The following is a 22,026-nucleotide window of genomic DNA, read 5'->3' as shown; positions in this document are numbered from 1 at the left end:
AAAATGGTAGATATTACGCATAAAATAAGCACTTTAAGAGTCGCAACCGCAACTGCAATTGTAAAAGTAAGTAAACAAGAAACAATTGATGCTGTTGTCAATAATTTAGTGCCAAAAGGAAACGTGTTTGAAATGGCAAAAACAGCAGGATTATTTGCGGTAAAAAACACGCATTTATCTATTCCGGATTGTCATCCGCTTCCAATTGAATTTACTGCTGTTGAGTATATTATAGAAGGTTTAGAAATTCATATTATTTTCAAAGTAAAAACTGTTTATAAAACCGGAGTTGAGGTTGAAGCGATGCACGGTGCGTCAATTGTTGCATTGACCATGTACGATATGCTGAAACCAATTGATAAGGGAATCGAAATTTCAACAATCAAATTAATCAATAAAGAAGGCGGAAAATCGTCTTTCAAAAATAAATTCCCGAATGTAATCAAAGCAGCCGTTTTTGTTTGTTCCGATTCCATTTTTGCAGGAGATAAAGAAGATCGTTCCGGTAAAACAATTGTAGAAAAACTTGATTCGTACGGAGTTGAAACTTCTCATTACGAAATCATTCCAGATGAATTGGATATTATTCAGGAAAAAACAAAAGCTTTCGCTAAAGAAAATCAGTTGGTGATTTTTACAGGTGGAACTGGATTATCGCCAAGAGATGTTACACCAGAAGCTTTAGAACCATTATTAGAAAGCCGAATTCCAGGAATTGAAGAAGCTATTCGTAGTTACGGTCAACAAAGAATGCCGTATGCGATGCTTTCTAGAAGTGTTGCAGGAACTTTAGGAAAAAGTCTGGTTTTGGCTTTGCCGGGTTCAACAAACGGGGTAAGAGAATCTATGGACGCTGTTTTTCCGCATGTAATGCACGTTTTTCATATTTTAAAAGGTAAAAACCATGACAGCCTCTAACACAATTTTGACGGACGGTTTTGGGCGCAGACATAATTATCTACGCATTTCGTTGCTGGAAAAATGCAATCTGCGTTGTACGTATTGTATGCCGGCGGATGGAATTGCACTTTCTCCAAAAGCCAGTTTAATGACGGCTGAGGAGATTTTTGCCATTGCCCAGACTTTCGTAAAAAATGGTGTTGACAAAATAAGATTGACAGGCGGAGAACCTTTACTAAGAAAAGATTTTCCTGAAATTGTTTCGAAATTATATGATTTAAATGTCTCACTTTCCATAACAACAAACGGGATTTTAATTGATCGTCATATAGATGTTTTAAAACAGTTTAATGTCAAAAAAATCAATTTGAGTTTAGATACTTTGGTTTCGTCAAAATTTCATTCTGTAACGCTTAGAAATCAATTTGAGAAAGTTGTTGATAATTTGCATTTGCTTTTGAATAATGATTTTCAGGTAAAAGTGAATGTAGTTTTGATGAAAGGTTTCAATGATAACGAAATTGTTGATTTTGTAAAACTGACACAGTTCTTGCCAATTTCGGTACGTTTCATTGAATTTATGCCGTTTGCCGGAAATGAGTGGGATAGAAGTAAAATGGTTTCGCAGAAAGAGATTTTATCTTTAGTTGAAACACAATTTTCAGAAGATGAAATTGAAAAGTTAGAAGACGAAAAAAACTTCACTTCAAGAAATTATAAAATTAAAGGTTTTCAAGGCGATTTTGGAATTATAAGTTCGATTACAAATCCGTTTTGTGATAGTTGCAACCGCATCCGCTTAACGGCCGATGGAAAAATAAAAAACTGTCTTTTCTCAAATTCTGAAACCGATTTACTAACTGCTTTTAGAAATGGAGAATCAATCACTGAATTGATTTCAGCATCTATTCAAAATAAAAAGAAAGTTCGCGCCGGAATGGTTACAATTGATGAAATGGATGATCCTGCCAAGCATTTTGATAATCGTAGTATGATTGCGATTGGGGGGTGAAAATTAATTGTTAATTATTAATTGTTAATTGTGAGGCTGAGTGAAGTCGAAGTCTTAACCGCATAGTTTGTCATTCCGAGGAACGAGGAATCTCCGCAAGTAACTCCGTTGCTTAAGGCGCCAATCTTTGTCGAACTACTTGCGGAGATTCCTCGTTCCTCGGAATGACAAAACAACTCGGATAAATGAAAAAAAAGGTTCAACTTTTTTAAAGTCAAACCTTTATTAAATATTATTTTTTCTTTTTAGCTTTTGCCTTTTTTTGAGCTTTGGCTTTCTTTTTAGCAATTTTTTTAGCTTTTGCTTTTTCTTTCGCTTTTTTAGCTTTTTCTTTTTTCTTAGCGGCTGCTTTTTGTTTTGCTTTCTTCGCTTTTTCTTTCTTTTTATCTTTTTTTGCTTTTTCTTTTAGCTTTGCTGCTTTCTTTTTCGCTTTTTCCTTTTCTTTATCTTTCACTTTTTTGGCTTTTTTAGCAGCTTTGTCTTTTTCAGTTTTAACTGCTGGGTTAGTATTTTCTTCTGTTGATTCAGTAACTGCTGCTTTTTCCTCTGGCTTTGCAGCTGGAGTTAATACTTTTTTTGCTGGAGCTCTTCTTGCCGCAGGTTTTGGAGAAATTGCTGCAGCGGTTTTTATAACGGCTTTTGCAGGTGTTTTTGCAGTCGAAGTTGTTGCGGTTTTTGTTACAGTTGCGGCAGGAGCTTTAGCTGCAGCTGGTTTCGCAGCTGTTGTTTTTGGAGCTGCAGGTTTTGTAGCAGCGGTTCTAGCTGGTGCAGTCTTACGTACTGGTGCTTTTGCTGGTGGCGTGCTTGCAGTATTTTCTGTAGCTGGTTTTGGGGTTTCTACTGCTGGAGAATCGATTTTCTCAGGAGTCGTTTCTTCGGTTTTGTTTTCCATATAAATGTACTTTTAGATGAGTATGTTAATAACAATGTAACTAAATTGTTAAGTTTCAGTTAAGTAAAGATAATTATAAAACAAGCATCTCAATGTTAAGCTTTTCTATAAATTCCATATTTAAATGACTGAATATTAAATAATTAGTTTTTTGTCCGAAATTTTAAAGCGAAATCTCTTAACAATTCTACATGAAAAAATAGAAGAAAATGCCTTATAAATAAAGCTTTTTTAGCAATTATTTCTTTTGAAAACGAGTGCCCTAGCCCCGATGGGAGCGGCATCCTTTTGTCGCGCCGCGGCGGACAAAAGATATAGCGGACAGCGGGATTAGCTCCTAATAAATATTCTGTTTCCCTGATTAGTTTTTTACTAATTCCAAAATTCTGAAATTACTTTTTGGGGCTTCGCATAAGGAACAGCAATAGGTATCTGATAAATCGGTAAATAAAATGCCTTTCGGAATTCCCTGGCTTTCATCTCCGTATTCCGGATTATAGAGGGTTAAACATTCCTGGCATTGGTAGATATCCAATTGTGGTTTTTCTTTTTTCTGAGGATTTTCAGTTGTTTCTGATGTTGAATTTCCAAGTTCGTCGAAATATTTTCGGCTTAATTCAATTAAAATTGTTGGTAATTCGAGTTTGTCAATATCTTGCGAGTGCACAATATATTCGCGTGTATTTGGGTCGAAATTGCGGGCGAACAAAACATTATAAGTATCTCTGATTTTAATGGATTCTAAAGCTTGCGGAAGTTCATTTTTTTCGATAACAATCGAAGTGAAATAATGTCCGTCGCGGTTGTATTCAGAAATTCCGAAATTTAATCCGTATGTACTGATGTCAAATTGATCCAATGTTCGAACCAAAAAAGTTTTCAGGTTCAAAGCCCATTCCATTGCAACGGGCAAATGCCAATTCAATTCTAATAAAGAATGGCGAACGTTGATGCCGCGTTTTCCTAAGAATTTTTCCCATTCCAATTTTCGGTCTTTCGGAATTCCTTTGACAATAAATGATTTCCAAGGCGTGATACAGATTTTCCCGATTTTGCATTCAAAACACAAATCGCACATTTCTTTTAGAAAATCTAAATCGTATAAATTATTTCGCCAATACAAGCCTAACCAATATTGATCGATTCCCATCCGGTTCATTCCTTCGTAATACGGAAATGGGTAAAAAGGAATATTCAGCGGTTTGTCGATTGTTCTGTTATTGGTGTCCAAAGCTTCGCTCACTAAGGTGAAAAGCATTTCAATATCAATAGAATCTTCTTCGGATATTTTTTCGATTTCGTAATAAATCTTAGCTAAATCCCAACTGTAAATCAGAACTGGATAGACTTCCATTTTTTCCCATTTTGGAAGACGAATATATAAGTACCAATAATCTTCGTGTTCTGAAGCAATAAAGTTTAAATGTCCTGTAAACAAAGGAACTAATTGCTGTTTCGGATCGGTTAAGTTGACTTTGAGTTTTGGCTGTTCTTTAAATTCTTCCAAAACATACAAAAAACGGTTTCCGGTAAGCCAGTTGGTATTTCTGAAAATATCAGTCGAAACGTATGAAGAAACAATATTATTGCCACTTTTTTGATCAGGATAAACAAAATGATGTTTTCCTAAAGTGGTTTTGTCTAAAGATTTAAAACCTTGCGGAAAAATAATATCCTGTCTTGAACCAAATGAAATGGAATCCAGACCTTCTTCCAAAGCGATGTTTACAACTTCTCTAAGTTCTCCTGGAGAAATAACGCCTCCTTTTACTATTAATCTTGTTAGTTCCATTTTTTCTTTTTGTTTCAAGTTTCACGTTTCACGTTCCAACAAACTTGAAACCTGAAACGTGAAACAAAATAAACTATTTACATTTCGCGAGAATCTCTTTAACTTCTGTTTTACAACTTCCGCAGCCTAAACCTGCGCCTGTGTTTTTGCATAAATCGGTGAAATCGTTGATACCGCTTTTAATCGTTTCTTCGATATTTCCGGCTCCGACTTGACTGCACGAACAGACCAATTTCCCTAAAACAGGTTTTGCGGTTGAGCTTCCTCGGAGTAATAAATTTCGTTTATCTGATAATTCGATTTTGGTTTCGATCATGGTTTTGAATTCGGCAAATTCATTTTTATCGCCCATCAAAATTGCTCCAACCAAAAGATCGTCTTTTACGATGCATTTCTTATAATAACGTTTTTTCAAATCTGAGAAAACAATTTCTTCGTACGAATCATCGTTTTCCGGAATTTCAATATCGCCAATGCTGCAAAGGTTAATGTCTTCTAATTTTAGAATATTCATCAAAATCGAACCTTTATAATAACTGCTGATATCTCCCGCTAAAAAGTTGGCCAAAATATCGGCCTGTTCTTCGGCGGCAGAAGTGATTCCGAATAATTTATTGTTGAATTCGGCTATTTCTCCAATCGCAAAAATATTCGGATTTGAAGTTTGTAAATACTGATTTACTTTTACACCTCGACCGCATGAAAGTCCGCTTTCGCGAGCAATTTCAATATTCGGAATAGTTCCAATCGTGTAAACAATTGCGTTTGCCGTTATGATTTTACCACTCTTTAAAGCGATTTCAATTTCATTTGGATTATCGGTTTCGAAAACCGTGCTAACTTCATTATCAAAATAAATCTGAATATCACGAAGCTGTACTTCCTCGGCTAATAATTTGCTTGAAATTCGGTCTAACTGACGCTCCATCAAACGGGAAGCTCTTTGAACGATAGTCGTTTTTACTTTTTTATGTTTTAAGGCTGCCGCCAATTCTAATCCTAATAATCCACCGCCAATTATGACAACATGTTGTTCTTCTGGCGGAAGATTGGTGCTGTCAAGATGTTTTTTTAAACGATCAGCATCTTCTTTTTTTCTGACTGTAAATCGGCCCGGAAGATGAAGTTGTGCATTTTCCGGAACAAAAGGACGGCTTCCTGTTGCTATAATCAAAGAATCAAAAGTGTGAATTTCGCCTTGACTGTCCAGAATAGTTTTTTTGTTTGGATTTAGTTTTTCAATTGCAACTCCGGCTTTCATGGTGATTTTTAGTTTGCTGAAAGCCTCGCCATCTTTGACCTTTAAAAGTTGTTCCCAGCTAAATTCTCCCGTCATATATTCTGGAAGTAAAACGCGATTGTAAAACGGATTTACTTCATTCGAAAAAACAATAATTTCATCAGTAGTATTGAATTCACGATAGTTTTGAATGAATCGGAAAGAAGCTGCTCCAGCGCCTACAATGGCAATTTTCTGGAATGGTTTTACGTATTTCGTAATCGAAACCGTAGTGTATTTAAAATCAGGTTCTTTCGAAATTGGATCAATAACGTTGTTGGTTAAATTGTTGGTTCTGTTTAAATCATTTTCAAGTTGTTTTCCCCAATGCATCGGTAGGAAAACCACTTTTTCTTTAATCGAATCGGTAACTTTTGCTTTTACACGAACTTCGCCGTTTTTACTAGAAACTACGACTATATCGCCATTTTTAATATCATTTTTAAAAGCATCAATCGGATTGATTTCGAGAACCGGACTCGGAATATGCGTCAATAATCTTGACACTTTTCCGGTTTTTGTCATCGTATGCCATTGGTCGCGAATTCTTCCTGTCGTTAAAATGAAAGGAAATTCGGCATTTGGCTGAACGGAAGTATTTTCGATGGAAACGGGTAAATTAAAAATCGCTTTTCCTGAAGGCGTATAGAATTTTTTATCCGTAAATAATCTGGGAGTTCCCGGATGATTATAATCAGGGACCGGCCATTGAAAAGTGCCTTCGTTTTTTAAACGATTATAGTTTAAGAATGAAATATCAATATTGGTATTTTTGGTAAGCGCGCAATGTTCTTTGTAAATTTCCTCGGCACTGTTGAAATTGAATCCGTTGAAATTCATTTTTTTAGCAAAACGAATTAAGATTTCAATATCCGGAAGCGCTTCGCCCGGCGCGTTGATTCCTTTTGGCAAATAAGAAATACGACGCTCCGAATTGGTCATCGTTCCTTCTTTTTCCAACCAGCCTGCTGCAGGTAATAATAAATCGGCAAATTTGGCTGTATCGGCATTGTGTGAAATATCCTGAACGACAACGAATTTGGCATTTTGAAGTGCTTTTTCTGCTCTTCTAGAATCGGGTAAACTCACTAACGGATTGGTGCAGATTATCCAAACGGCTTTCATTTTTCCAGATTCTAAAGCTTCAAACATTTCTGTCGCCGTTAACCCCGGTTTATCTGAAATCTCGTCAACACCCCAAAAGTCAGCAACTTCTTTTCGATGCGTTGGGTTTGCAATGTCTTTATGTGCGGCTAAAAGTGTCGCCATTCCGCCGACTTCGCGTCCGCCCATTGCGTTAGGTTGACCCGTTAATGAAAATGGTCCAGAACCCGGTTTTCCAACTTGTCCGGTTAATAAAGATAAATTCAGCAAAGCCGTATTTTTATCAACGCCAACAGCACTTTGGTTCAATCCCATTGCCCAAAGCGAAATAAATCCTTTTGCTTTTCCGATAATATCGGCAGCCAGTTTAATATCGTTTACAGAAATTCCGCAAAGTTTAGAAGCTTTTTCAAGAGAGGTACCTAAAACTAAGTCTTTATATTGTTTAAAATTCTCGGCGTGGTTTTTTACAAAATCATGATCTACGTAGCCTTTCTCGATAATTCGTCTCGCAATCGCGTGATATAAAATAATATCCGAACCAGGAATAATTTGCAAGTGTAAATCGGCGAAAGCGGCTGTGTCCGTTCGCCTTGGATCAATACAAATTACTTTTGTTTTCGGATTTTTCTCTTTGTGTTTTTCTAATCGTCTGAATAGAATAGGATGGCACCAAGCCGGATTTGCGCCGGTAATTAAAAAAGTATCGGCCAATTCGATATCATCATAAGCAATTGGCACAGAATCTTCACCAAATGTTTTTTTATAACCCACGACCGCCGAACTCATACAAAGTCTGGAATTGGTATCAATATTATTGGTTTTCAAAAAACCTTTTACCAATTTATTTACTAAGTAATATTCCTCAGTTAAACATTGTCCCGAAATATAAAATCCAACGCTATCTGGGCCATGTTTTTTTATGATAGAAGAAAAAACTGCTGCCGCGCGATCAAGAGCGGTATCCCAACTAACGCGTTCTAACGGATAATTCTTGCTTCCGCGCATTTCCGGATATAAAATTCGGTCTGAAGTATCATTAACTACGTAGTGCAAGTTCATTCCTTTAGAACATAACATTCCTTTATTTACAGGATGATCTTTGTCACCTTCGACCATTACACCATTTTTAGCATCGTTGGTCACGATTATTCCGCAGCCAACGCCACAGTAGGAACAGGTAGTTTTGATCTTGGTATTTTGCATTACAGTTCGGTTTTAAATAAATCACTTACTTAACTTGAAACAAAAATAAGTATTTTTTAAGTATTAATACGTATTTTTTAATTTTATTTTTATTATTTTTGATGAAAAGAAATGAGGAACAACAAATACGTTTAATGCCGAAAAAATGGAACTCATGAAAGAAGAACAATCTATTTGTTATAATTGTGCCAATGAAAATTGTTTCATTAAAAAACATTTGCATTTAGAGCAAATGAAGCAATATGTCTCTAAGAAACATAGTTTTGTCTGCAAAAAATCGCAACAATTTATTACGGAAGGCGCGCCGTTGCAAGGACTTTATTTTGTTTGTTCAGGAAAAGTAAAAACAGTTAAAACCGGAATTAACGGACGTGAACAAATTGTGCGTTTGACTACAAATGGCGACACTATTGGTTTCCGTGGATTCGGAACGAGCAAACGTTATTTGATTGGTGCTTATGCTTTGGAAGATACGGTTTTGTGCAATTTCAGCAACGAAACTATGATGGAAATTTTACAGCATGTTCCGGAATTTACTTATGCTTTAATGCTTTTTTATGCAGAAGAATTAAACAAAAGCGAAAACAATATCCGAAAAATTGCGCACATGAATGTCCGCGAACGTGTAATTGATTTACTGCTTTATATCTATCGTAAATTCGGACAGGTAAATGGTTTGATTGATATTGAGCTTTCGCGAAAGGAAATTGCAGATTTTGCCGGAACGACGGAAGAACAGGCGATTCGTATTTTGTCTAGTCTTAAAAAAGAAGCTCTGATTAAAACAGAAGGAAAACGTGTTGGGATTTTGGAAGTTTCAGAATTACGTTCTGAGATTATGGAGCATAAATATTTTTAAAAGAGGGACAAAGTTACAAAGAGACAAAGTTGTAAAGGTTTTGATTTGTAGAGATGCATTGCTGTGCGGTAATGACTTATAGGAAAGCTTATTTTGTACGCTTAAGTTTTACAGGGTTTTGTCTTGTATCAAAAACATCAGCAATTTTGATTTGCTTATTTTTGTTATCTACACTATAAATAATTTTGTAATTTTTACAAACTAAGTAATGATATTCGTTTTCTCTATCAAGCAAAAGTCCCTCAATTTGAGTTGAAAGGTTATTTGAAATGAGTTTATTTGGTTCAGAAATTATTTCTTTAATAATTTTTTTGGCAACCCTAATTCCTACTTTTTGAAGATAATAGGCATAAATTTTGTCAACTTCAGTTTCAGCAAACTGCGACCAGATAATTTTTAATTTCATTACTTATATTTTTCTAAAAGCTGAGAAGTTGTTTTGTATCTTCCGTTTTTAAAATCATCTTCAGATTGGTCTATTCTATTATTAAACTCTTCAATAGACATTGGATTAAAAAAATCATTATCATCGGAATTGCTTTTGTTTTTTAATAAATTTTCCAGCTGAGAAATCAGTTCTTCGCTTTGAATTTTTAAAAACTCCTGTACAAATTCTATTTTTCTTGTTTGTAAATCCATGACATTGATTATTTTTTCAAATTTACGAATTATCTTTCAAGGGAATATTTTTTTTAAGATGTTTTTTGTAGAGACGCATGCTGTGCGTCTCTACGTCGTGTTTTTATTTTTTTCTTCCCACAAATCGGATTACTGAACCCGTTCCGTTATGGAATAAACCTTCGTTTAGTTCGATTTCTTTTTCTTCTAATTCGATGATTTCATAATTTGGAAAATCAGTTTTGATTTCTTCGATTGAAAATAAAGATTCAATGTCTTTTGGGCCGCCAACTTTTTCATTTTTTGTTACGTATTCTAAATGCTTTTTACTGAAAGCTTCAAAAATAATAATGCCGCCTTTTTTCAAAAGTTGGTCGAGTTGTCTATGAATTTCAGATTTTATCGTTGCCGGAAAATGGGCATAAATTAAAGCAATTGCATCAAATTGTTCGGTATGAAAGTCTAAAGTTTCTAATTCTCCAACTTGATAATCAATTGAAACATCATTGTTTTTTGCTAAACGAAGCGCTTTGTTTCTTCCTTCTTCACTAATATCAAAAGCTGAAACTTCCCAGCCTAATTGGGCTGCGAAAACAGCATTTCGTCCTTCGCCTTCGGCAGGAAAAAGAATAGCGCCGGGATTTAATTTTCCGATTTGTTCTTGTAAATAATTGTTTGGTGCTGTGCCGTATGCAAAATCTTCAGTTTTGTAACGATCGTCCCATCTTTGAGTCCAGTTGTTCATTTGGTTTATATATTAAAATTAATTATTAAAGGTTTGTGATCGCTATACATTGTCCAATCTTTATAATTTCCGATTTCGACACTTTCTAAAACTTCCATAAAATCATTTGAGGCAAAACAATAATCCATATGATAAGGTTTGTTTTCGTGTCTATAAAGATATAAAGTTGGATGTTCTTCTTTGCCTTGAATTTGATTGAAATATTTATGATAAGTACTGAAGATGTTCTTTTCGGCTAATTTATTTACCACGGTTGTATGATTGCCTTCACGACGGGGTTTGTCCCAAATTGTATTGCTGTTGAAATCGCCAATTAAAATGGTTTTGGTTTCTTTGATTAAATCTTCGTAGTAATTAATCGCTTTCCAAATCTGCGTTACGTAAGCGCCATCTTTATCACTAGGATTATTTGCCCAAATTGCAAACAAAATAAAATCAACTTTTCCGCCAGTAACGGCAATTGGCAAAATATTTTTGAAATCCGGATTATGACAATCGAGCAGTTGAAAGCGATAATCGCTATAAGAAAAAACACCAACTCCTTTATGCGGATTTGTGCCATACCAAAGAATGTCGTTTGGTGCTTTTATTTCGTCTGGGAATTTTAGTTTTTCAGGATTTTCACATTCTGAAATTACAGCAATATCAGGACGATAAGCGAGAATGAATTCTGCTTTTTTTCTGAATGCCATGTTGCAATTCCAGGCTATGAGTTTCATTTGTAGAAGATTTTGAATAAACTATTTTATTTTTAATTTATGAAACCCAAGTATTTTCAATTTTATCAATTATCCATTTATTATTGACTTTCTTGATGTAAATTCGATAACCTTGTCCGCAAAGTCTACCACAAGCAAAGCCACCATCTAGAATCCCAAATTTTTTATCCTTATCAAATTGTATTCTAGAAAAGAAAACTGCTCCAGAAAAAACAAAATCGTATTTGGTTAACCAAATTAGACCTCTTTCTTTTGGAAATTGAGAAATATTTCTGAGTTCAAATTTATTGTTGAGTTTTATGTTTTTAAAATCAAAAGTATATTCTGTTTCTTTTTTTTCTTTTGATATATAGATTTTAGCATTTTTAAAATGTTTTTCGAAATCTTTATTTAAATCTTGTTGGTTATCTTTCAATATTGAATCAAAAGCAACAATAATCTTAGAAGTGTCTTTTTTGATTTTTTCCGTATTGATTTTCCATTCTAATAGCTTTTGTTTTTGCTCTGGTGTAGCTTTAGTACTATCAACACCAATGTAATGTCCTGTTTTATCGAATATAGATTCTCCATATTCTGGAGGGAAATTTGTAAATAATCTTATATCAATACAAGTTGAATCTATTAGACTAGGGAAAATTTCGGTCATTACATTTTTCTCAAACTCTAAATCGGTGATTTTCTTCTCACAACTAGAAAAGAGAATAATTACTGATATAATTGCTAAACTTTTAAGTTTCTTCATGATATCAAATATATTAATTAAAAAATTAGAATAATTTACCTTTAAAACAAAAAAAATACCCTTTTCCAAATAAGAAAAGGGTAGATTATATATTTTAGATTATTAAAAATCTTTTTTGCAATCTTAACCAACAAGTGTTGTAACACCACTATTAACATCAATTTCAGCAAAATTATGTTTTCCCATAACGATAAGTAGTTTATCTGAATTATAACCTACATATCTAATTTCAGGTTGTCCTTTTTTTGGTTTTCCGCACACCGAAATTACATTTGTTTGCCATTTCAATTTGCTTCTTTTGTAGGCAGAGATTGTTTGTAAGTCATTCTCGACATAATAAACAATACTGTTTTTTTTGATTCCTCTTTTTTGCGTTTTGGCAAAATTTATTTCGGAATTATTAGAAATTAAGGCATCATTGTACTTTTGAGCGATGCCTGTTTGCGTGACAATAAATGTCAGCATTGACAGTTTTAGGAAAGGTTTCATTTTGATAGAATTTGGGGTTCGTAATCACTTCAAATATAAATAATTAAATCATATAACAAAATTTTAGTAAGACAAAAAAAAATCCCTTTTTCCGAAATAGGAAAAGGGGATTTTTTAGGAGTTAATTTTGAAGAAAATCTATTTTTTCCAGCTAAAAATTCTCGGATCTACAGAAATCATCAACCAAGCCCAATTGTTGGTATGATTTGCATCTCCGTTTTTGATAAATTCTAAAGTTTTAGATCCAAACATTTGAGAATAACCTCCGGTAACGGTAATATTTTTTTTGAAATTATAGCCAAAAGTTGCATCAACCTCCGTTCCTAAATACGAATCTAATTTTTCATTTACTGGCGTAACCACATCAGCGGCTGATAAAAATACATGCGGAATCAAAGCAAATTGCCATTTATTGACATTATAATTCAATTTGATAAAAGCATCTTGTAAACCAACATTATTTAAGTGATTTCCAACATAAAAATAATCCATATAACCATTGAAACCGTGATTCGTTCCAAAAATCGGATTGAATGATTTGATTACGGTGCTTCCATCGTTTGAAGCTTTTCCGGATAAAAATTCGTAACCTAAACCAGCTTTGAAAGCATCTGTAATATTGTATCCAAAATTAGCTGCAGCATTCCATGCGCTTACTTGCAAATCGGTACTTTTTCCAGTTTGTCCGTAAAACCAAAAGTTAGTATCGATTTTGCCTTTTTTATAAGTCAAATAAGGTCCAAAAGTTTGTTTGTAATCTACTAATAATTTATTTGCAGGATTAGGATTAGGCGCATATTCATAACCTGTGTTTAGCAATAAAAAGCTTAAACCAAAAGCTTCGTTAAATTGGTTATGATACCATGCATATTGTAACGCTTTGTAACTAGCAACGGTATAAGGTGTTTGAAATGTATTTTCGGCAGTTGAATTGTAAGCGCCTCCAAAGTCTAACTTTTGAGTTTCGTTATGAAAGGAAACGGTCAACGCATCATGACTTTGTGCTTGTTGTCCCCAATCTTGTTCTCCTAAAATACGCTGATTGTCATAAGATAGCACTTGACGACCTAATCTTGCGCTCCATTTTTCTGTAAAATTATATTGTGCCCAAGCTTCAAAAACTGCAACTCCATTTTTATCAGCAACAGCAGTTGGCGCTACATCTCCCCAGGTTCTTGTGTTTTGTAAAGTCAGTTTTACAATTAAATCTTCTTGTTTATAATTGAAATTTAATCGGGAACGCTGTGAAATTTGAGATGTGCCTTCCTGTCCGTAAGGTAATAAAGTTTTGTAACCGTTTCTGTATTCAAAGCGAGGCCTGATTTGCAAATTCACATCTAATTCCTGTGACTGCATTTCAAAGCTGATTCCCACAAGCAATAAAATGGCCAATTTTAGTTTATTCATGATTCATGGTTTTAATTGTGAGGCAAATTTATAAGATTATTTCCTTAGAAAATGTGATTAAAATCATATTGTTGTGATTTATTGTGCATCTAATGCTAAAACTAATTCTGGTTGTTTCTTAGGTGCCATTTTAAGAATAGTGTAATGCATCCAAACAAGACAAACGGTTGAGAATATTAGAATAAAAATCCATGAGCTAGACCAGATTCCGGTTGCAGTTAATAAATATCCGAAGATAATTGGGCCAAAGAATCCGCCTAAACCACCTATCATTCCGACCATTCCTCCCACAACTCCAACTTCTTTTGGGAAATATTCAGGAATATGTTTGTAAACAGCCGCTTTTCCAATTCCCCAAGAAATTCCGATTAGAATAACCAAAACCAAGAACACCCACATATTAGCATCAAATTTAATAACAGTCACACCTTTTGCGATTAGTTCTTTTTTAGCAACACTTTGATTGTGTGCTACAACTACATCCTGCCAGCTTGAAGTAGTTGGGAAAATGGCATTTTCAGCTGTATTGGCTGTTTTTTGTGCAATTGGATATTCTTTATCTCCAACTTTTACGGTTTTATCGCTGATTTCATTTACAACACCTTTTTTAGCGGCTAATATTCCTGGACCCGAAGTCATAATTTCCATTTTAGGAATCGATAATAATGCACTTAAAATTACTGAAGAACTCAAAACCCAGTACATCACTTTTCGGGCACCAAATTTATCAGACAAATAACCTCCAAAAGCTCTAATAACGCCAGAAGGAAGACTAAACATGGTAGCAAACAAACCACCCATAACTAAACTTGTTTGATATACGTTCATGAAATTTGGCAAAAGCCATTGTGAATAAGCTACAAAACATCCAAAAACTAAGAAATAATACGCTCCAAAACGCCAAACTCTTTCTGATTTTAAAGGAGTAAGCATTTGTGATATAGTTTTGCCGTTGCTTTCTAATTTTTTGTTTTGAGCGAAAATTAAAAAGGCAACACCAATTACGACTAACGAAATAGCGTAAATAACAGGAAGTATTTTCCAGCCGTTTTGCGGATCATCGATTGAGAAATGATTTAATAAAGAAGGCGCTAAAAAAGTGGTAATAGCAGCTCCGGCATTTCCCATTCCGAAGATTCCTAAAGCGCGTCCTTGCCATTCTTTTGGATACCAGATCGAAGTATAACCGATTCCGACTGCAAAACTGGTTCCGACCATTCCGAAGAAGAAACTAAGTACAGCAAACATGAAAAAACTGTCGGCATAAGGAAGGAGAAACAATGGAATTGAACTTAGTAATAATAAAAGTGAAAAAACATATTTCCCGCCAAATTTGTCTGTCAAAATTCCGATTGGAAGACGCATTATTGATCCCGTTAAAATTGGAATTCCAAGAAGCCATCCAACTTGAATAACATCCCAATGGAAAATTCCGTTATCGACTAAAAAGGTTACCAGAACGCCGTTTAGTGTCCAGCAGGCAAAACACACTGTAAAAGCCAATGTGTTCAAAAATAAAATTTTGTGTGATTGCGATAGTGAGTTTGTATTTTTCATAGTACTTATATTTTTATGTAAAAGTAAGTACTAAAACTTAGTCAAAACCTGCTAAAACGCAGTTTTTGAAAAATAATTACGTATTTATACGTATTTTTTAAATTAACGAATACTCAGCTGCTTTATTAGAAAGTTCCATTAAGTTTTTCACTTTCAATTTTTTCATTAAGTTAAAACGGTGTACTTCTGCTGTACGTTTGCTGATATCTAAAGCTTCGGCGATTTCTTTGTTTCCTTTTCCTGATAATAAAAGTGTAAGGATTTCTTTTTCTCTTTTGGTAATCATCATTTCTTCACCCAAAGTTTGTTTAGGTTCTAATGATGCAGAAGAATTAGTCAATTGACCTATTAAAATAGAAGAAATATCACCACTGAAATATTTCCCTCCAGCAGAAACGCTATGTAATGCTTTTAAGAATTCTTCTTTTGACGAACCTTTTAATAAATAACCATCGGCTCCGGCTTTTATGGATTTTAAAACATATTCTTCTGATTCATGCATAGAAAGCATGATGATTTTTACGTTGTTATTCTCGCTTCTAAGTTTTTCTACTACCTCGATGCCAGTTAAGTTTGGCATACGAATATCTACTATAAGTAAATCTGGTTTTGTTTCTGTAACTACTTCCAGAGCATCTGCACCATCAATAGCTTCGCCCACAACCTCAATGTTTGCTTCGTTTTCCAGTAAAGATTTGATTCCGTCTCTAACAAAAACATGGTCATCTGCCAGCACTACACGAATGATATTACTCATAGTTTACTTAATTTTGATTCTCGATTTTTACGTATATTCATCTATAAAGAAGACGCTAATATACGTAATTTTTAAATTAGATAATTAGAAAATGTGGCAATTAGATAATTTTTTGAGGCGCTTTAAGTAATTATCTAATTATCAAATTGGCACATTATCTCATTTAAGAATCGGAATATTAAAAGTAATTCTCGTGCCTTCGCCTGGAATGGAGTTCATGAAAACGCGTCCGTTAATGTATTGGATTCTTTCTTTCATAAATAAAAGTCCCATTCCGGATTCGCTGTTGCGTTTTTTGTCGACTGAATTGACGTCAAAACCTTTTCCGTTATCGTCAACAATAATACTTAGTAAAGTTTCGCTGTGAGAAAGCTGAACAATTATATGCGACGATTCGGCATATTTAATGGCGTTGTTGATGGCTTCTTGAGTTAATCGATAAATATTGATTTCGATTAAGGAATCCAAACGCTGATCAAAATCGGTTTTGTTGTAAAAAAGGATTTCTTTTCCGGTAAGCTTTGAAAGTTCCTGCGTGAGTTTTGCCAATGAAGAAACGATTCCGTGATCGCTTAATTCCGGAGGCATTAGATTGAAAGTTGCCGTGCGGACACCTTTTATAATATCCAAAGAAAGTTTCTTTAAATACTCGATTTTTTGCTCTGATTTTTCGCGGTCATCAAGATTGATGCTTTCTAAACTGAATTTTAAACCCGTAAGCATTTGCCCGATTCCGTCGTGAATTTCTTTGGCGATTCGGTTTTGCTCGTTTTCCTGATTTTCGACGATTTTGCTTGAAATAATCTTTTGCTGATTGATTTTTTCGGTTGTGTTTTCAAGGTTTAAACGTTCAACCTCGCGTTGCGCTTTTTTGCGTTCGGTGATGTTGAAACAAACAATCAAAAGCTCCAGTTCATCTTTTTTGATCATTACAGGAACCATCGATAAATCGAGCCAGATTTCTTTTTCGTCTTTATTTATAATTTTGATTTCGCCCTGCCAGCCACTGCGTTGTTTTTCGAAAATCAGACGATCAAAATTAACTTGTTCTTTTTCGTCTTCAGTAAGTACTTCGGAGAATTTTTTGTTAGATGAAAATTTGGTGTAATTTAAAAGCTTGGCAAATTTTTCTCCAATGTGAATGATGGAACCGTCTGGTGAAATTCGGCAATAAAGCAAAGTGTTTTCCATCGCATAATTAAGCGATTTTAATTCTTTTACCGAGTTTTCTTTGATTTCGCTGATAATTTCTGTGTCGTATGCCAGTTTTAGTGCTTTCTTTTCAGAAGATAAAAGCTGGGCAATTAACTTTTCGATTTTCTTGTTTGTTGGTTTGAAAATGAAGAAGAATTCCAGAAGAAGAACCAAAAGTGTAAAACCAAAAATCCAATATTCGATTTTGCGTTGTTCAGTAACTTTTTCGTGTGCTTCAAGATCGTATTGCGTTACAATCTGATTCATTTTCGAAAGGAAAAACCCTTCGTTTTCCAAAATAATCTGAACTAGTTTTTGATTTTCAGAAGTCGATTTTTTCTGTTGAAGATTCAACAAAAAAGAATCTGTAGTTTGTGCAATTTTATTGAAAATCGGATTGATTTCCAGATATAATTTATTCAGTGTTTCGCTTTTTTCTTTTGGAAAAGCTAAGCTATCACTGCCATTTTCCAGTGCATTTTGATTCTTTTTCCAAAGCTCTAAAACTTCTTTTAAATGCGAAGTTTTTTTGGCTGTAGCCGAATCAGAAACGTAATGTAAAATCAGAACTTCTTTGACAATTTTCTGACTCAGCATTCTTTGCTTGCCCGAAAAATTAATGATTTTAGAATCGCTTAACTGTTGATTCAGATTGTATTGTACTAAAAACTGACTGACAATTATAGTTAAGGCAATAGTAAGAAGTGCAAAAAAATACAGACGGCGTAAATTTTTGAAAGTGATTTTTTCTGCAGCTTCCTGATTGCTTTTCTTCATATCTTTTTTACAATCCCAAAGAAGCTTTTATTAGGTTTAAATTTTCTTCAGAATAATTGATTTTTAAAGCTTCCTGATGTCCTTTGTCCGACATTTTATCCCAGGTTTTTTTGATGATGTTTTTTAGTTTTTCTTCGTCGTGTTTATGAACGAATGGTTCTAAGTAATATTCTAAAAATACTAAACAAATAACATCTTCCAATAATTGGGTTTCAGCATCTTTTTTAAGTAATTTCTTTTCAATTAAAAAAGAAACGCGATCGATAAAAGTCTGATCATAACCTGCTTTTACCAGAATTTCGGATGTAGTTTTAGCGTGGAATTTTTTCAATTCTTCTCTCCATTTCAAATAACCAACACGATCCATTGGGTATGATTCGCGAGCGACTTTCCATCGGCAAATATGTTGTGCTTTTGAAGCGATCTGAATTTCTTCTGATGCATTCGGTTCAAATTGCATCAGTTTTTCGTACATCCTGTTTGAATACAATAATTCTTTCGGATATTCGGTGTTTTGGTCTAATTCGATGTTTGGATCCTGAGCGTTTTCAGCATCAATCCATTCGCTTGCTTTTTGAAAAGGTGTAGTCATTTTTTGGTTTGATAATAGAATTTCAAAGATACGGAATTAAGTTTTTTTTTCGCCACGAATTCACGAATGAAAACGAATTATATTAGTGAAATTAATGACACAAATTGAACACAATGATTCGTGAATTCGTGGCGGAAGAAAATATTCATTTAATCTATAAAACCAACAAATACTTCATTTTCAACAATCTTAACAGGATACGTTGCAATGTTATAATCGTCTCCGTTTAAGTTCGAGCCATCTACTAAAGAAAAAGTCTTTTTATGCATCGGGCAGGCGATTTTCGGAATATCGTCGGCAGAACCTGTCATTCCTCTTGAAAGCACCATTTCCATTTTGTGCGGACAAGCATTTTGGCAAGCGTACCATTGGTTACGGCGTGTGAAATTAAAAATAGCAATTTGTTTGTTTTTGTATTTGATGCATCCGCCTCGGTTGGTCGGGAAATCTTCAACTTTACCCGCTTTGAACCAAATTGTAGCATCGCTTGCGTGAACCGTTTCGTATTGATTTAAGATTTCTTCCATTTTGATTAAGTTTTGATTTCCTGTTTCTTAGCCCTCTTTTTACAATCAAGAGAGTTTTGATGGCGCAGTAAAAAAGAGGGTAAGAAGGACAGCAAACGTTTAATGATTTTTTTTTCTTTTTTTTTGGAGCTTTATGATTGAAATTGCTCGCAAAGTCGCGAAGGCGCAAAGTTTTTTTTAAGTTTTAGAATTTGATTTTGCGACTTTGCGTCTTTGCGAGATTAAAACATTTTTTACGACCAAGCTTTAGGCATTTTTTGATCTCTTAATGGCACAAAAGCAATGTTGTCATCTTTCTCGTCTGAGTTCACAAAATGATTGAAACGTTTCAATAATCTTGGTTTTTCTAAAACTTGTTTCCATTCGCATTCGAAAGTATTTACCAACGTTTGCATTTCAGCTTCTAATGTTTCGCAGATTCCTAAACTGTCTTCGATAATTACTTGTTTTAAGTATTCTAAACCACCGTCTAATTTTTCTAGCCAAGTTGAAGTTCTAATTAACGGGCCAGCGGTGCGGATGTAATACATTAAGAATCTGTCCATATATTTGATTACTGTTTCTTTATCGATTTTTTCGGCTAATAAAACCGCGTGTTTTGGATTTGCACCACCATTTCCTGCAATGTATAAATTCCATCCACCTTCAACGGCAATTAATCCGAAATCTTTTCCGCGGGCTTCGGCGCATTCGCGAATGCAAGCTGAAACGCCACCTTTTAGTTTATGCGGAGAACGAATTCCTTTATATCTGTTTTCTAATTCTATTGCAAATCCAGCGCTGTCGTCCATTCCGTAACGACACCAAGCATTTCCAACACAGCTTTTTACAGCACGAAGTGATTTTCCGTAAGCGTGACCACTTTCAAAACCATTTTCGATTAATATTTTCCAGATTTTTGGCAAGTCACTTAAATGCGCTCCGAATAAATCAACTCTTTGTGCTCCAGTAATTTTAGTGTACAAATCGAATTGTTTTGCCACTTCGCCAATTACGATTAATTTTTCGGCAGTAATTTCACCTCCGGCAACTCTTGGAACAACAGAATAAGTTCCGTTTCGCTGAATATTGGCTAAAAATCTATCGTTTGTATCTTGTGTAGTTACGTGTTTGTTTGCCGTATCGTTGTAAATACTTGAGAAAATAGAAGCTACAACAGGTTTACAAATTTCGCAGCCATCGCCTTTTCCGTGATGATCGAGAACATCATAGAAATTCTCGTATTTATTGATTTTCACCAAATCAAATAATTCCTGACGCGTGTAGTTGAAATGCTCGCAGATTACTTCTTTTACTTCTTTTCCTAGAGATTTTTGAGTCGCTTTTACCAAATCAGAAACCATTGGTTTACAGCCTCCACAACCAGAAGTTGCTTTTGTTGCCTTTACAACATCTGAAAGTGTAGCACAAGATTCGTCTAGAATTTTACAGCAGATAGTACCTTTCGTTACGTTTTCGCAAGAACAGATTACGGCTGTATCTGGCAAATCCATTACACTTCCTAAAGAAGAACCTTCAGAACCATCGCGGGAACCTAAAATCAAATCTTCAGGATTTTTTGGCAATGCCATTTCGTTGATGTAAATCTGGAAAAGCGAATTATAATCGCTTGAATCTCCGACTAAAATTCCGCCTAAAAGCGTTTTAGAATCTTTGGTAACGTTGATTCTTTTATAAACACCGCTTAATTTATTCTCATAAATAATAGCAGTAACGTCATTATTTTCAATAAAAGGATCACCAAAACTCGCAACTTCAACACCAATTAATTTCAATTGTGTTGACATATCGATGGTTTCTCTCATGGTTTTATCACCATTTAAGATTTGTTCAGCGGCTACATCGGCCATTTCGTAACCTGGCGCAACAAGTCCGTAAATGTTATGATTATATAATGCCGCTTCGCCAATCGCAAAAATAGAAGGATCTGATGTTCGCATTTGATTGTTTACCACAATTCCACCTCGTACACCAACTTCAAGCCCTGAAACTCTTGCCAGTTCGTCGCGAGGTTTAATACCGGCAGATATAACCAACATGTCTACTTTTAACAATTCGTCGTTTGCAAACATCATTCCTGTTATACTTTCCTTTCCGTCAATATATTGCGTTGCTTTGTTAAGGTGAATTCCGATGTTTAATTCTTCAATTTTTGACTGAAGCATATCGCTTGCGCCTTGATCCAATTGTCTCGGCATCAATCGTGGAGCAAATTCCACCACATGCGGATTCAATCCTAAATCTCTAACCGCTTTTGCAGCTTCAAGTCCTAATAAACCGCCACCTAAAACTGCCGCTTCGGTTGCGCCTTTTATTTTTATCTTTTTAGCGTAAGCCATAATTGCATCAAGATCTTCGATAGTTCTGTACACAAAAACACCTTCTTTTTCGACACCTTCAATTGGCGGAACAAAAGCTGATGAACCTGTTGCCAAAACTAAGTAGTCGTACGTATGTGTTTTGCCTAAATGTGTATGTATCGTTTTTACATCACGATTAATATCTGTAATTAGTTCAGATGTGTTAAGAATAATATTGTTTTCAGCGTACCATTGGCTTGTTGAAAGTGATAGATCGTCTGCCGTTTTTCCTCCAAAGTACTCACTTAAGTGAACGCGATCATAAGCACGTCTCGGTTCTTCTCCAAATACTGTGATTTGATACTTTTCTTGTCCTGATTTTGCAACAAACTTTTCGCAAAATTTATAACCAACCATGCCGTTTCCAACTACTATTACTCTAATCATGATTTCTTTAATTAAGTATTACTACGCAAATATAAGTATTTATACTTATAAAAATACGTAATAAATTTATTTTTTTAAGTGGATAGGAGTTTTTGTTACTACGTATTTTGT

At 34.6% G+C, this 22,026-nt stretch carries 20 protein-coding genes; 4 read left to right on the top strand and 16 right to left on the bottom strand.

The genetic code is table 11. The features are described 5' to 3' along the window. Positions 1–3 precede the first annotated feature (3 nt). On the top strand, positions 4–918 hold the full coding sequence (gene moaCB, locus GQ47_RS07870; protein ID WP_035647039.1) for a bifunctional molybdenum cofactor biosynthesis protein MoaC/MoaB: 915 nt from the start codon (positions 4–6) through the stop codon (positions 916–918). Beyond that, positions 905–1,912, top strand: coding sequence for a GTP 3',8-cyclase MoaA (gene moaA / locus GQ47_RS07865; RefSeq protein ID WP_035647038.1), 1,008 nt, complete (start codon positions 905–907; stop codon positions 1,910–1,912). The genes moaCB and moaA overlap by 14 nt, the downstream gene beginning before the upstream one ends. Before the next feature lie 232 nt (positions 1,913–2,144). Here the strand turns inward: moaA and GQ47_RS23745 are convergent, their stop codons facing one another. Next, positions 2,145–2,366 carry a hypothetical protein gene (locus GQ47_RS23745; RefSeq protein ID WP_238567959.1) on the bottom strand — a complete coding sequence of 74 codons (222 nt, stop codon included), beginning with the start codon at positions 2,364–2,366 and terminating at the stop codon, positions 2,145–2,147. A gap of 4 nt (positions 2,367–2,370) precedes the next feature. Here GQ47_RS23745 and GQ47_RS23740 point away from each other — a divergent pair, with 4 nt between their 5' ends. Continuing rightward, complete coding sequence (locus tag GQ47_RS23740; protein WP_238567958.1) at positions 2,371–2,808, top strand: hypothetical protein; 438 nt, start codon at positions 2,371–2,373, stop codon at positions 2,806–2,808. Between the two features lie 357 nt (positions 2,809–3,165). On the opposite strand, the gene GQ47_RS07855 is transcribed toward GQ47_RS23740, so the two are convergent. Both GQ47_RS07855 and GQ47_RS07850 read right to left on the bottom strand, forming a co-directional pair. Continuing rightward, positions 3,166–4,596 carry a rubredoxin gene (locus GQ47_RS07855; protein ID WP_035648085.1) on the bottom strand — a complete coding sequence of 477 codons (1,431 nt, stop codon included), beginning with the start codon at positions 4,594–4,596 and terminating at the stop codon, positions 3,166–3,168. A 73-nt stretch (positions 4,597–4,669) separates the two neighbouring features. Continuing rightward, complete coding sequence (locus GQ47_RS07850) at positions 4,670–8,185, bottom strand: nitrate reductase (protein ID WP_035647035.1); 3,516 nt, start codon at positions 8,183–8,185, stop codon at positions 4,670–4,672. A 154-nt stretch (positions 8,186–8,339) separates the two neighbouring features. Between GQ47_RS07850 and GQ47_RS07845 the strand changes: the two genes are divergently transcribed. Further along, positions 8,340–9,044 carry a Crp/Fnr family transcriptional regulator gene (locus GQ47_RS07845; protein WP_035647034.1) on the top strand — a complete coding sequence of 235 codons (705 nt, stop codon included), beginning with the start codon at positions 8,340–8,342 and terminating at the stop codon, positions 9,042–9,044. 88 nt (positions 9,045–9,132) lie between these two features. Here the strand turns inward: GQ47_RS07845 and GQ47_RS07840 are convergent, their stop codons facing one another. The 13 genes from GQ47_RS07840 to nirB all read right to left on the bottom strand — a co-directional run bounded on the left by GQ47_RS07840 (position 9,133) and on the right by nirB (position 21,915). After that, complete coding sequence (locus GQ47_RS07840) at positions 9,133–9,450, bottom strand: type II toxin-antitoxin system RelE/ParE family toxin (protein WP_035647033.1); 318 nt, start codon at positions 9,448–9,450, stop codon at positions 9,133–9,135. Then, on the bottom strand, positions 9,450–9,683 hold the full coding sequence (locus tag GQ47_RS07835; RefSeq protein ID WP_035647031.1) for a hypothetical protein: 234 nt from the start codon (positions 9,681–9,683) through the stop codon (positions 9,450–9,452). Before GQ47_RS07835 ends, GQ47_RS07840 begins: the two co-directional genes overlap by 1 nt. 103 nt (positions 9,684–9,786) lie before the next feature. Next, positions 9,787–10,407 carry a class I SAM-dependent methyltransferase gene (locus tag GQ47_RS07830; RefSeq protein WP_035647030.1) on the bottom strand — a complete coding sequence of 207 codons (621 nt, stop codon included), beginning with the start codon at positions 10,405–10,407 and terminating at the stop codon, positions 9,787–9,789. A 5-nt stretch (positions 10,408–10,412) separates the two neighbouring features. Beyond that, complete coding sequence (locus tag GQ47_RS07825) at positions 10,413–11,126, bottom strand: exonuclease/endonuclease/phosphatase family protein (RefSeq protein ID WP_035647029.1); 714 nt, start codon at positions 11,124–11,126, stop codon at positions 10,413–10,415. Between the two features lie 37 nt (positions 11,127–11,163). After that, on the bottom strand, positions 11,164–11,868 hold the full coding sequence (locus tag GQ47_RS22840; protein WP_152561007.1) for a hypothetical protein: 705 nt from the start codon (positions 11,866–11,868) through the stop codon (positions 11,164–11,166). A 123-nt stretch (positions 11,869–11,991) separates the two neighbouring features. Then, positions 11,992–12,357, bottom strand: coding sequence for a hypothetical protein (locus GQ47_RS07815; RefSeq protein ID WP_035647028.1), 366 nt, complete (start codon positions 12,355–12,357; stop codon positions 11,992–11,994). Positions 12,358–12,495: 138 nt separating this feature from the next. Beyond that, positions 12,496–13,764: an alginate export family protein gene (locus tag GQ47_RS07810; protein WP_035647026.1), complete on the bottom strand. Its 1,269-nt coding sequence runs from the start codon at positions 13,762–13,764 to the stop codon at positions 12,496–12,498. Positions 13,765–13,842: 78 nt separating this feature from the next. Beyond that, on the bottom strand, positions 13,843–15,321 hold the full coding sequence (locus tag GQ47_RS07805) for an MFS transporter (RefSeq protein WP_035647024.1): 1,479 nt from the start codon (positions 15,319–15,321) through the stop codon (positions 13,843–13,845). A gap of 97 nt (positions 15,322–15,418) precedes the next feature. After that, the gene (locus GQ47_RS07800; protein ID WP_035647022.1) at positions 15,419–16,078 is read right to left on the bottom strand and encodes a response regulator transcription factor; all 660 of its coding nucleotides are present in this window, start codon (positions 16,076–16,078) and stop codon (positions 15,419–15,421) included. 159 nt (positions 16,079–16,237) lie between these two features. Beyond that, positions 16,238–18,049 (bottom strand): PAS domain-containing sensor histidine kinase, encoded by a 1,812-nt coding sequence (locus tag GQ47_RS07795; protein ID WP_035647021.1) that lies wholly within the window; start codon positions 18,047–18,049, stop codon positions 16,238–16,240. Between the two features lie 7 nt (positions 18,050–18,056). Beyond that, entirely contained in the window at positions 18,057–18,641 is a 585-nt protein-coding gene (locus GQ47_RS07790) for a DUF4202 domain-containing protein (RefSeq protein WP_035647019.1), read from the bottom strand. Positions 18,642–18,790: 149 nt separating this feature from the next. Continuing rightward, positions 18,791–19,168, bottom strand: coding sequence for a nitrite reductase small subunit NirD (nirD, locus tag GQ47_RS07785; RefSeq protein WP_035647018.1), 378 nt, complete (start codon positions 19,166–19,168; stop codon positions 18,791–18,793). A gap of 233 nt (positions 19,169–19,401) precedes the next feature. Further along, entirely contained in the window at positions 19,402–21,915 is a 2,514-nt protein-coding gene (gene nirB / locus GQ47_RS07780; RefSeq protein ID WP_035647017.1) for a nitrite reductase large subunit NirB, read from the bottom strand. Positions 21,916–22,026: the final 111 nt, after the last annotated feature.

The sequence above is a fragment of the Flavobacterium sp. ASV13 genome (genome assembly GCF_000745775.1).
GTDB lineage: Bacteria > Bacteroidota > Bacteroidia > Flavobacteriales > Flavobacteriaceae > Flavobacterium.
The sequence above is the reverse complement of the archived record's forward strand: the minus strand, read 5'-3'. Positions and strand labels throughout refer to the sequence as shown.